Genomic DNA, 10979 nt, shown 5'->3' with positions numbered 1-10979 from the left:
GCGCCCCCCGCGCGGCGCCCGGGGGGGTGGTGTGGGGGGGGGGGGGGGGGGGGCGTGGGGGCGCCCCCGCCCCCCCCCCCCCCCCCCCCCCCCCCCCCACGACGGCCGGGCCGGGTTACACGGGGGTCAGGCTAGCCTGGTAAAATGCCTGCCGAGCCCGTGCAAAGCGGGTTCCCCTGCCGGGACGACCCGGTGGCGGCATGACTCCGCGGGGACGACCCCGCCTTGGCGGAGCCGGAACCATGTACTGGTCCATTCTCGTCTTAGCCGGTCTGTTCGAGATCGCGTGGGCCGTTGGCCTGAAATACACCGAGGGCTTCACGAAGCTCATGCCCAGCGTGCTTACGGGCGGCGCCATGCTTATCAGCATCGTCCTGCTGGCGTTCGCCACGAAGAAGCTGCCGTTGGGTACCGCTTATGCGGTCTGGACGGGCATCGGTGCCGTTGGTGCCGTGACGCTCGGCATCATCCTGTTCGGTGAATCCGCGCAGCCGTTGCGGCTGCTCTGCGTGGGGCTGATCGTGGCCGGGATCATCGGGCTGAAGCTCACCGCGGCCTGAAATACAGCGTAGGAGCCCACCCTGTGGGCGACGCCGTTCGCGAAAGAGCAGCAGGGCCTGCTGCGTTATCGCGATAGATGTCGCCCACAGGGTGGGCTCCTACGGGTGGAGCGGCGGGCGTCGGCCCGCCGAGCTCGCTTATTTGACGGTGAAGTCCGGGCTGGCCGTGTCGTCTTTCTTGGTGCGCGGCGCCACCAGCGGTTCGCCGTGGACGACGAACCACACGTTTTCCGCGATGTTCGTGGCGTGGTCACCGATGCGCTCGATGTTCTTGGCCATGAACAGCAGGTGGGTGCACGGGGTGATGTTGCGCGGGTCTTCCATCATGTAGGTGAGGAGGGCGCGGAACACGACCGTGTAGGCCTCGTCCAGGTCAGCGTCGGACTTCCAGACTTCGTAGGCGGCTTCCGCATCCTGCTCGTCGTATGCCTTGAGCACGTTGCGCAGCTGCTCGGCGGCGAGCTCGGCCCGGTTGGCCAGGCCGCCGGCGGCGGTGATCGGTGCCACGCGGCTGAGCGGGATCGAACGCTTGGCCACGTTCGCGGCGTAATCGCCGATGCGCTCGATATCGGCCGCGATGCGCAGGGCCGCGAAGACGTTGCGCAGGTCGCCGGCGATCGGCGCGCGCAGGGCGAGCAGGCGGACCACGTCCTGGCTGATGTCGTGCTCGAGCGAGTCGATCGCGTCGTCGTTGTCGACCACGCGCTGGGCAGCGCGCTCGTCGCGGCGCTGGACCACGTCGATCGCGGCCTCGAGCTGCGCGACGGCGAGCTCGCCCATCTTCACGATCTCGCCGGTCAGGCGCTTCAGCTCGTCGTCGTAGCTCTTGATGATGTGCTGGTGCGGGGTATTCATCGCATGCCTCGAAAGTGGTGACGGCTTAGCCGAAACGGCCGGTGATGTAGTCTTCGGTCTGCTTCTTGTCCGGCTTCGTGAAGATCTTTTCGGTCTTGTCGAACTCGATCAGCTCGCCCATGTACATGAAGGCGGTCATGTCCGAGCAACGTGCAGCCTGCTGCATGTTGTGGGTAACGATGACGATCGTAAAGTCCTTCTTGAGCTCTTCGACCAGCTGCTCGATGCGGCTGGTGGCGATCGGATCAAGCGCCGAAGTCGGCTCGTCGAGCAGGAGCACTTCCGGCTTCAGGGCGATACCGCGGGCGATGCAGAGGCGCTGCTGCTGGCCACCGGAGAGGCCGAGCGCGCTCTGCTTGAGCTTGTCCTTCACCTCATCCCACAGCGCGGCGCCGCGCAGGGCCTGCTCCACGCGCTCTTCCATCGTCGAGCGGTTGAGCTTCTCGTGGTGGCGGATGCCGTAAGCCACGTTTTCGAAGATGGTCATCGGGAACGGGACCGGCTTCTGGAACACCATGCCGACCTTGCTGCGCAGGCGGTTCATGGAGTACTTCGGGTCCAGGATGTTCTCGCCATCCAGCACGATCTCGCCCGCGGCACGCATGCCCGGGTAGATCGCATAGATGCGGTTGAAGATGCGCAGCAGCGTGGACTTGCCGCAGCCCGACGGGCCGATGATGGCGGTGACCTTCTTCTCCGGCACATCCAGCGCGATGTGCTTCAGCGCGTGGAATTCACCGTAATAGAAGTTCAGGTCGCGCACGGTCATCTTCGCGGGCACCTGGCCCAGGTCGACGCCCGCATGATGCGGCGACGTGCCGAAGCCAGGCTGGGAGGCGACTTCGTTCATGTTAGTCATGGGACACCTTGGAGCGGAAGGCGAAGCGGGCGATGAGGCTCAGGGCCAGCACGAACATGGTCAGTACGAAGGCACCGGCCCAGGCCATGACATTGATGTCGGGGCTGGGATCCTTGGTGTATTCGTAGATGGCCTGCGGCAGGCTCGGCATCTTGTCGAGGGGGTTGAACGTCATGAAGTTGTTGCCGAAGGCCGTGAACAGCAGCGGGGCGGTTTCGCCGCTGATGCGGGCCAGGGCCAGCAGGATGCCGGTGACGATACCCGAGCGGGCCGAGCGCACCAGGATCTGCAGGGTCAGCTTCCACTGCGGCACGCCCAGCGAGAGCGCGGCTTCGCGCAGCGTGCCCGGCACCAGGCGCAGCATTTCGTCGGTGGTGCGGACGATGACGGGCAGGGCGATCAGGGCCAGTGCGATACCGCCGGCGACGCCCGAGAAGGTCACGTCGCCGTTGGTCAGGTACTTCGACGGCAGCACCACGATCGTGTACACGAACAGGCCCAGCACGATCGACGGTGCCGACAGCAGGATGTCGTTGAGGAAGCGGATCGTGGGGCCCAGCTTCGAACGCAGCGAGTATTCCGCCAGCCAGGTGCCCGCGGCCACGCCGATCGGGGTGGCGATCAGGATGCCCAGGATGTTGAGGATCAGGCTGCCGACCATGGCGTTGGCCAGGCCGCCTTCCTCGCGGTAAGCCGTGATCTTGGTGAACAGCTGCGGCTTCAGGCCGGCGAGGCCCTGGCTCAGCGTTTCCCAGAGGATCCAGACCAGGAAGAACAGGCCGATGGCGGTGGCCACGAGGCTGAGCGTCATCGCGAGGATGTTCTTGACGCGGCGCTTGGTGTAGAGCGAGGCGGACATTATTTGCCCTCCTTCGTGGCCAGGCGGCGGAGCATGAGGCGCGCGATGAGCAGCACGATGAAGGTCACCACGAAGAGCAGGAAGGCCAGCGCCATCAGCGCCGAGCGCTGCAGGCCCTGGGCCTCGCCGAACTGGTTGGCGATGGTCGAGGCGATGGAGCTGCCGGTCTCGAGGAACGACAGCGAGAACTTGAAGGTGTTACCCAGCACGAAGGCCACGGCCATGGTCTCGCCGAGCGCGCGGCCCAGGCCGAGGAACACGCCGCCGATCACGGCGGTGCGGGTGTAGGGCACGACGATATCCCACACCACTTCCCACGTGCTGGAACCGAGCGCGTAGGCCGATTCCTTCAGGCGGGTGGGGACGGTCTGGAAGACTTCGCGCATCACCGATGAGATGAACGGGATGATCATCACCGCGAGGACGAGGCCGGCCGTGAGCACGCCGGCGCCGAAGAACGGGTACTCGCTGGCGAAGAACTTGCCGATCGCCGGCACGTGCTGGACCAGCCAGGACGCCTGGCCGTCCGGCGGGTCGGCGCTGAAGTGGTTCATCAGCCAGGGTTTGATGTGCTCGGCCACGAACGGGGCGAAGATGAAGAGGCCCCACATGCCGTAGATGATCGACGGGATGCCGGCGAGCAGTTCGATGGCGGAGCTGACCGGACCGCGCAGCCACTGCGGAGCGATCTCGGTGAGGAAGAGGGCGATGCCAAAGCTGACGGGCACGGCGAACAGCAGCGCGATGAACGCGGTGCCAATGGTGCCCATGACCGGAACCAGCGCACCGTACTTGTCGTTGCTCGGATCCCACTGGGCGCTGGTCAGGAAGCCGAAGCCGAACGTATGGAATGCGTCCGAGCCGAGCCACAGGGTGGAACCGGCGGCGCCCACGAGGGCCAGGAGGACGATGAGGGCGCAGGCCTTGAGAACCCACCCGAAGATGCGGTCGTGGCGCGAATCCTTCGCGCTGCGGGCCTCTTCGGCCTCGCGCGTGGCGCTGGGAAGGGCGTTGCTGACAGAGGCGTGCATGCGAATGCGGTTTCCTGGGGCCTGTGCAAACGTGAGGGTCGCCGCCTGTGGAGGCGGCGACCCCGGTTGGGCGTTACCGTGACCGGCTTAGATGTCAGCCGGATGGCAACGACCGATTACTTGTTGCCGAGGTCCGAAGCCCAGTAGGCCTCGATCTTCTGGACCAGGGTCTGCGGCAGGGCGACGTAGTCGAGCGATGCGGCAGCCGGCTGGCCCTTTTCGAGCGCGTACTTGAAGAAGTCGAAAGCGACCTTCGAGTGCGACGCGTTCTTCGACTTCTTGTACATGATGATCCAGGTCGTCGCCGTGATCGGCCACGCCTGCTCGCCCGGGGCGTTGGTCATGATGACGTTGAAGTCCTTGGCCGAAGCCCAGTCGGCGGTGCCGGCGGCGGCGCCGAAGGTCTCAGCGTTCGGCTGCACCCACTTGCCGGCAGCGTTCTGCATCTGCGCGAACGAGATGCTGTTCTTCTTGGCGTAGGCGTACTCGACGTAACCGATCGAGCCCGGGATCTGGCGCACGTACTGCGAGACGCCTTCGTTACCCTTGCCACCTACGCCAGCCGGCCACTCGACGGCCGTACCGAACTTCACCTTCGAGGCCCACTCCGGGCTCACCTTCGAGAGGTAGTTGGTGAAGTTGAACGAGGTGCCCGAACCGTCCGAACGGTGGACGACGGTGATCTTGTTGTCGGGAATCTTGAGGCCCGGGTTCAGCGCGGCGATGGCCGGATCGCTCCAGCGGGCGATCTTGCCGAGGTAGATGTCGGCGAGGACGGCGCCGGTCAGCTTGAGCTGGCCAGCCTGCACGCCCTGGAGGTTCACGACCGGCACGATACCGCCGACGACGCTGGGGAACTGGCCCAGGCCGAACTTGGCAAGGTCTTCCGCGCTCATCGGGGCGTCGGAGGCGCCGAAATCGATGGTGCCTTCCTTGATCTGGGCGATACCCGCACCCGAACCCACGGACTGGTAGTTGATCTTGTTACCGGTCGTCTCGCTGTAGCTCGCCGACCACTTGGAAAGAACGGGGTAGACGAAGCTCGAGCCGGCGCCGGTGATGTCGGTGGCCTGGGCAGCGCCCATGCCGAACAGCGAAGCAGCCACCAGGGCGGCGATGCGGAGTTTGCGTGTGAACACGGAGCATTCCTCGGTTGAATGAGAGTCGGGCGAAGCCCGCCCGGGGCCGTATTCCAGCCCTGCCGTGTTGCAATGAAATGTGTCGAATGTTTCAGCCTTATGACAGCAGCCGATTTGCTGTCATATTCAAAAGCTTACGAATTGCCTCAAACTGCGATCTGCGTCACGCGGTCGGCCTCGGAAAGCTCCAGCTCGCGCCAGCGGTTCACGATCCGGCAGAACAATTCGGCCGTGCGCTCCGCGTCATAGACAGCGGAATGGGCCTCGCGGGTATCGAAGGATAAGCCCGCCGCGATGACAGCCTTGCTAAGCACAGTCTGCCCGTAGGCCAGGCCACCCAGGGTAGCGGTGTCGAAGCAGCTGAAAGGGTGGAACGGATTGCGCTTGTGCGCCACGCGGCGCACGGCCGCATTAAGGAAGGCGAGGTCGAAGGCGGCGTTATGACCGACCAGGACCGCCCGCTGGCACTCGGCGACCTTTACCGCCTCGCGCACCGCATTAAAGACGTGGTCCAGCGCCTGCCGCTCGGGCAGGGCGCCGCGAAACGGATGGTCCGGGTCGATCCCGGTCACCTCCAGGGAGCGCGGGTCGATGTTGGCGCCGGGGAAGGGCTCCACGTTGGCCGAGACGGCCGGCTCGGGCACCAGGAGCCCCGAGGGTTCCATGCGGATGGTCACGACGGCGATCTCGAGCAGGGCGTCGCGTTCGGCATCGAAGCCGCCCGTTTCGACATCCACGATGACCGGCAGGAACCCCCGGAACCGTCCGGCCATGGCCGTAGCGGTGCTGTTACTCGTCGTATCCATGCCGTGAAGGATACCAGCCCCCGGCCGGACCGGGCACCAGACGTTAAGCCGATGTGCTCGTGTAGTCATCTTGTCACAAAAAAACCATGGAACCGTAAAACCCAGCGCCCATCCTTCGCGCCGTTGGACCCGCTTGAGAAGTTTCGGACAGAAATACCTCAAGCGGGGACACAGGGGTCCACACACACACTTTCCATACCTAGCGGAGAAATCCCATGCGTTCCAAGTTGCTCACGGTGGCTATTGCTGCCGGTCTGGGCGTGACGAGCCTCTCGGCCATGGCTGCCACCAAGCAGCAGCAGCCGGCTCGCGTCACGGTCGACGCCGCCACCCTTCAGCAGCTCCAGGCCCAGCTGGCCGCGCTCCAGGCCCAGGTCGCCGACCTGCAGGCCAAGCAGGAAGCCCAGGCTGACGCCCAGGTCGAGACCGCCAAGGCAGTCAACGACGTGCAGGTCGCCTCCGCCAAGCCGGCCGACGAGCTCGCCAAGAAGCTCGATGCACTCAACAAGATCGTCGACAACACCAAGATCGGCGGCACCATGTTCTTCGACGTGACCAACCAGGATCACACGGAGAAGGGTGTCACGGGTCCGAGCACGAAGAAGGACGGTCACGGTTCCACGAACGGCACCGGCTTCGACGTCAAGCGTTTCTACCTGACGGTCGACCACAAGTTCGACGACGTCTGGTCGGCGAACCTGACCACCGACTTCAGCTACCAGTCGTCGCTGTCGTCCACCAGCCTGTTCGTCAAGAAGGCTTACGTGCAGGGCAAGTTCGATCCGCTCTTCACGGTGCGCTTCGGTGCGGCCGACATGCCCTGGATCCCGTTCGTCGAGAAGTGGTACGGCTACCGCTACGTCGAGAACACCATCACCGACCGTTCGTTTGAAGGCGGCCGCAGCGGCGGCACCGCTACCGCCGGCGGCGTTGGCGCGTTCGGTAACTCGTCCGACTGGGGTATCCACGCCCTTGGCGCGACGACGGGTGACAACTCGGTCAACTACCAGCTCTCCGTGGTCAACGGTCGCGGCTACCGCAACCTGAGCCGCTCGAAGTCGGTGGACGCGGAAGGTCGCTTCGGCTACTCGCCGATCGAGCAGATGGTCGTTGCCATCGGCGGTTACAGCGGCAAGCGCGGTAACGACGTCGAGAACGGCGCCGACACCCGCACCGCGACCCGTGGCGACGCGCTCATCGCGTGGCGTGACAAGACCTGGGGCGCGGGCGTGGAATACTTCCACACCGAGAATTGGGACGACATCCTGAAGTACGTGGGCGGCACGACCGGCCCGGGTGCGGCCAACAACACCAAGAAGGACAAGGCCGACGGCTACTCGCTGTGGGCTGACTGGAAGTTCGTTGACCAGTGGGCTGTCTTCGCCCGCTACGACAACGTGGACTACAAGTACACGAACCTGTCGGATGTCCAGGAAAAGATCAAGGACAAGTACTACAACGCCGGTGTCTCCTACGACATCCTGAAGAACCTGAAGCTCGCGCTCGTCTACAAGCACAACAAGCTGGACGGTCCGACCATTGCCCCGTATGGCTACAAGACGAACGAAGTGGGCGTCTGGGGCATGCTGAGCTTCTAAGCGGTATCGGAAGGGAGTTCCACTCAGGGATGAACCAAACGGCGGGCGCAAGCCCGCCGTTTTTTTGATTTCGCTCCGAATCGTCTCACGTCGCGCTAAGGCATAAAGACGGCCAAATGCTGAATGAAACCGCCCGTCTGGCGGCTTGCGGGCTGCTGTAAATGTGCGCCACGCCTTGTTTTCGTACGTTTTTGCGTGTGAATCCTGAATTCGCCGCGCCGCACCACTTGCAACTGTCATAAACGCTGGCTAGGTTCGCCCGCATGGTCATCACCTTCCGCCAAATCATGCGCCGCGTCTTCAGCACGTCCTTCGTGCTTTTCGCGCTGTTCGTCGCATGTGCGTCGGTGCAGGCCATGCCGTGCGATGCGCCGGCGGATCCCACCGCCCACGCCATCCTGGCCCTCGACGATGCCGCCGCGAACGACGGCCTCGACGATGCGATGCCCTCCATCGAGGACAACACGGTGAGCCTCGATGACACCTTCGACGTACCGCGTGAGCACACGTTGCACGTCGCGCGCGGCATCGCCGCGCACCCCAGCGCGATGACCCCCGATCCCCACGCGCACCACCACAGCTTCGAGCTGCGCCCTCCCATCGCGTAAGCCTCCTCACCCCGTGTAGGAGCGCGCTCGCGCGCGACATCTTTTCGCCGAGCGTTATTGGGTCACTGGCTCTTCGTTAGCCGTGATCGCGCGCAAGCGCGCTCCCACACGAGCTTCGTGTACCTCTGATTTCGTGCGGCCTTTGCCGGCCGCGCAGCGGGCCCATGTGCCTCGCAACCCCATTCCTCACGCAAAGAGAGAGAACCACCATGGAACGTCTCATCCAGGGCTTCGACCAGTTCCGCCGCGACATGACCAGCGAGCAGCGCGAGACTTTCGCGCGCCTGGCCTCCGGCCAGACCCCGCACACCATGTTCATCACCTGCGCCGATTCGCGGATCATGCCGGAGCTGATGTTCAACGCGCAGCCGGGCGACCTGTTCGTCTACCGCAACGTCGGCAACATCGTCCCGCCTTATGCACAGCACGTCAGCGGTGTTGTCGCGGCCATCGAGTACGCCGTCACCGCGCTGAAGGTGCAGCACATCGTGATCTGCGGCCATTCCGACTGCGGCGCCATGAAGGCGTTGCAGAATCCGGCCGCGCTCAAGGGCAAGCCCTCCGTCGAGCAGTGGCTGAAGCACGCCGACGTGGCGCGCTACGTCGTCGCCGAGAACCGCCCGACGATCCAGGGCGAGGAAGGCTTGCGTTACCTCACTGAAGAAAACGTCGTGGGCCAGCTGGAGCACCTGCGTACGCTGCCTGCCGTGGCCGCCGCCATGGCGAACGGCAGCCTGCGCATCCACGGCTGGATCTACGACATCGCGAAGACGGAGATCACCGCCTTCGATCCGCTGGTAGGCCAGTTCCGTCCGCTCGCGACGGATCCGGCCGATGTTCGGGACGCGACGCCGCATGCACGGTTCTCCGTGCCGGTGGCGGTGGCGTCCGCCGCTTAAAGGAAGCTCCTCATGCGCACTTATTTCTCCCAGGGCCTGTTTGGCCGCGACCTCCTCGGTTCGGTGGTCGTTTTTCTTGTCGCACTGCCGTTGTGCATGGGTATCGCCATCGCATCGGGCATGCCGCCCAGCGCGGGCCTTATCACGGGCATCGTGGGCGGTATCGTCGTAGGCGCCATCGCCGGTTCACCGCTGCAGGTCAGCGGCCCGGCGGCGGGCCTGGCGGTCCTGGTCTTTGAACTGGTGCGCGAGCACGGCGTGGCCGCCCTTGGCCCCGTCGTGCTCCTCGCGGGGCTGATCCAGGTCGTGGCCGGCCTGTGCAAGGTCGGCGTGTGGTTCCGCATGACATCGCCCGCCGTCGTGGCGGGCATGTTGTCTGGCATCGGCATCCTCATCGTCGCGTCGCAGTCGCACGTGCTGATGGATGCGATCCCCATGGCGCGCGGCCTCGAGAACTTCGCGGCCCTCCCGGGTGCGGCGTTCGAAGCCGTCACGGGTGCCGGCGAAGGGCAGGGCCTTACCGCGCTCATGATCGGTGGCGGCACCATCGCCATCATGCTGGGCTGGGAGAAGCTCCGCCCCGCGAAGCTGCGCTTCGTGCCCGGCGCGCTGCTGGCCGTGATCGCCATGACGCTCACCGCGCAGTTCGGTGCGCTGGACGTCAAGCGCGTCGACGTGCCTGCCAACCTGTTCTCGGCGGTGAGCCTGCCGAGCATGGGTAGCCTGTTTGGTCTGTTCGACAGCAGCCTGCTGGTGGCCGCGGTGACGTTCGCCTTCATCGCCAGTGCGGAAACCCTGCTCTCGGCTGCGGCCGTGGATCGCATGCACGATGGCGCGCGCACCCAGTACGATCGCGAGCTGACGGCCCAGGGCGTGGGTAACATGATCTGCGGCTTCCTCGGCGCACTGCCGATGACCGGCGTGATCGTGCGCAGCGCGGCCAATGTGCAGGCCGGCTCGGCCACGCGCATGGCGGCGATCATGCACGGTGCCTGGCTGCTCGCGTTCGTGATGCTGCTGCCTTGGCTGATGCGAATGACCCCGGTCTCGTGCCTCGCCGGCATCCTGGTCTTCACCGGTATCAAGATGGTGAACCCGAAGCAGATCAAGGAACTCGCGGCCTACGGCAAGGGCACTGCGGCGGTGTACGTCGCCACGACCGTCGCCATCGTCGCCACCGACCTGCTCACCGGTGTCATCGTCGGCTTCGGCCTGTCGCTGTTCCGCCTTGCGCTGCTCTCGTCGAAGCTGAAGATGGACGTGAAGCACCACGACGAGCCGGGCCACGCGACGCTGCACCTGGAAGGTTCGGCCACGTTCCTCAAGGTGCCGACCATGGCCCGCACCCTGGAAGGCGTCCCGCCGAACACCCGCTTGCAGGTCTCGATGGACCAGCTGATGCACGTGGACCAGGCCTCGCTGGAGTTGCTGCGCGAATGGGGCCGCAATGCCTCCAAGCGCGGCTGCGAACTCATCGTGGACTGGCAGGAACTGAACCGCCGCGTGGAGGGCTCACGCCAGGCCGCCTGATCGCCCCCCCTCGTAGGAGCTCACCCTGTGAGCGACGCCTTTCGCCACACCGCTGCAGGTCCTGTGGCGTTATAGCGAAAGATGTCGCTCACAGGGTGAGCTCCTACGAGCGATCAGGCGGCCTGGCGTGAACCCTCCACGCGGCGGTTCAGTTCCTGCCAGTCCACGATGAGTTCGCAGCCACGCTTGGAGGCATTGCGGCCCCATTCGCGCAGCAACTCCAGCGAGGCCTGGT

Annotated in this window: 11 protein-coding genes; 5 read left to right on the top strand and 6 right to left on the bottom strand. The window is 65.1% G+C overall.

Features of this window, described 5'->3' with window-relative positions; genetic code table 11:
- Positions 1-242: 242 nt before the first annotated feature.
- Positions 243-560: a quaternary ammonium compound efflux SMR transporter SugE gene (gene sugE, locus ACTHLF_RS09295; protein ID WP_440326818.1), complete on the top strand. Its 318-nt coding sequence runs from the start codon at positions 243-245 to the stop codon at positions 558-560.
- Between the two features lie 138 nt (positions 561-698).
- Here sugE and phoU read toward each other — a convergent pair whose 3' ends face one another.
- The 6 genes from phoU to rnt form a co-directional block, all read right to left on the bottom strand.
- Complete coding sequence (gene phoU, locus ACTHLF_RS09290; protein WP_440326816.1) at positions 699-1415, bottom strand: phosphate signaling complex protein PhoU; 717 nt, start codon at positions 1413-1415, stop codon at positions 699-701.
- A gap of 25 nt (positions 1416-1440) precedes the next feature.
- Positions 1441-2184 (bottom strand): phosphate ABC transporter ATP-binding protein PstB, encoded by a 744-nt coding sequence (pstB, locus tag ACTHLF_RS09285; RefSeq protein ID WP_331643965.1) that lies wholly within the window; start codon positions 2182-2184, stop codon positions 1441-1443.
- Positions 2185-2266: 82 nt separating this feature from the next.
- Positions 2267-3133 (bottom strand): phosphate ABC transporter permease PstA, encoded by an 867-nt coding sequence (pstA, locus tag ACTHLF_RS09280; RefSeq protein WP_440326814.1) that lies wholly within the window; start codon positions 3131-3133, stop codon positions 2267-2269.
- Entirely contained in the window at positions 3133-4164 is a 1032-nt protein-coding gene (gene pstC, locus ACTHLF_RS09275) for a phosphate ABC transporter permease subunit PstC (protein ID WP_440326812.1), read from the bottom strand. The genes pstA and pstC overlap by 1 nt, the downstream gene beginning before the upstream one ends.
- 116 nt (positions 4165-4280) lie before the next feature.
- A complete protein-coding gene (gene pstS / locus ACTHLF_RS09270; protein ID WP_440326810.1) occupies positions 4281-5303 on the bottom strand; it encodes a phosphate ABC transporter substrate-binding protein PstS in 1023 nt (340 codons plus the stop codon).
- A 146-nt stretch (positions 5304-5449) separates the two neighbouring features.
- A complete protein-coding gene (gene rnt / locus ACTHLF_RS09265) occupies positions 5450-6109 on the bottom strand; it encodes a ribonuclease T (protein WP_440326809.1) in 660 nt (219 codons plus the stop codon).
- 215 nt (positions 6110-6324) lie between these two features.
- On the opposite strand from rnt, the gene ACTHLF_RS09260 reads away from it, so the two are divergent.
- From ACTHLF_RS09260 to ACTHLF_RS09245, 4 genes are all read left to right on the top strand, one after another.
- Complete coding sequence (locus ACTHLF_RS09260; RefSeq protein ID WP_440326807.1) at positions 6325-7707, top strand: porin; 1383 nt, start codon at positions 6325-6327, stop codon at positions 7705-7707.
- Between the two features lie 263 nt (positions 7708-7970).
- The gene (locus ACTHLF_RS09255; protein WP_440326805.1) at positions 7971-8315 is read left to right on the top strand and encodes a hypothetical protein; all 345 of its coding nucleotides are present in this window, start codon (positions 7971-7973) and stop codon (positions 8313-8315) included.
- A 209-nt stretch (positions 8316-8524) separates the two neighbouring features.
- A complete protein-coding gene (locus tag ACTHLF_RS09250; RefSeq protein WP_440326803.1) occupies positions 8525-9214 on the top strand; it encodes a carbonic anhydrase in 690 nt (229 codons plus the stop codon).
- 12 nt (positions 9215-9226) lie between these two features.
- Positions 9227-10744 carry a SulP family inorganic anion transporter gene (locus tag ACTHLF_RS09245; RefSeq protein WP_440326802.1) on the top strand — a complete coding sequence of 506 codons (1518 nt, stop codon included), beginning with the start codon at positions 9227-9229 and terminating at the stop codon, positions 10742-10744.
- Positions 10745-10979: the final 235 nt, after the last annotated feature.

This window comes from Luteibacter sp., from assembly GCF_051958795.1.
Lineage (GTDB): Bacteria > Pseudomonadota > Gammaproteobacteria > Xanthomonadales > Rhodanobacteraceae > Luteibacter.
This window is presented reverse-complemented; position numbering and strand designations above follow the sequence as displayed.

What these genes read in the sequence shown, in the direction of transcription:
- sugE (WP_440326818.1), top strand. Translation starts at nt 243, where the DNA reads ATGTACTGGTCCATTCTCGTCTTAGCCGGTCTGTTCGAGATCGCGTGG.
- phoU (WP_440326816.1), bottom strand. Translation starts at nt 1,415, where the DNA reads ATGAATACCCCGCACCAGCACATCATCAAGAGCTACGACGACGAGCTG.
- pstB (WP_331643965.1), bottom strand. Translation starts at nt 2,184, where the DNA reads ATGACCGTGCGCGACCTGAACTTCTATTACGGTGAATTCCACGCGCTG.
- pstA (WP_440326814.1), bottom strand. Translation starts at nt 3,133, where the DNA reads ATGTCCGCCTCGCTCTACACCAAGCGCCGCGTCAAGAACATCCTCGCG.
- pstC (WP_440326812.1), bottom strand. Translation starts at nt 4,164, where the DNA reads ATGCACGCCTCTGTCAGCAACGCCCTTCCCAGCGCCACGCGCGAGGCC.
- rnt (WP_440326809.1), bottom strand. Translation starts at nt 6,109, where the DNA reads ATGGATACGACGAGTAACAGCACCGCTACGGCCATGGCCGGACGGTTC.
- ACTHLF_RS09260 (WP_440326807.1), top strand. Translation starts at nt 6,325, where the DNA reads ATGCGTTCCAAGTTGCTCACGGTGGCTATTGCTGCCGGTCTGGGCGTG.
- ACTHLF_RS09255 (WP_440326805.1), top strand. Translation starts at nt 7,971, where the DNA reads ATGGTCATCACCTTCCGCCAAATCATGCGCCGCGTCTTCAGCACGTCC.
- ACTHLF_RS09250 (WP_440326803.1), top strand. Translation starts at nt 8,525, where the DNA reads ATGGAACGTCTCATCCAGGGCTTCGACCAGTTCCGCCGCGACATGACC.
- ACTHLF_RS09245 (WP_440326802.1), top strand. Translation starts at nt 9,227, where the DNA reads ATGCGCACTTATTTCTCCCAGGGCCTGTTTGGCCGCGACCTCCTCGGT.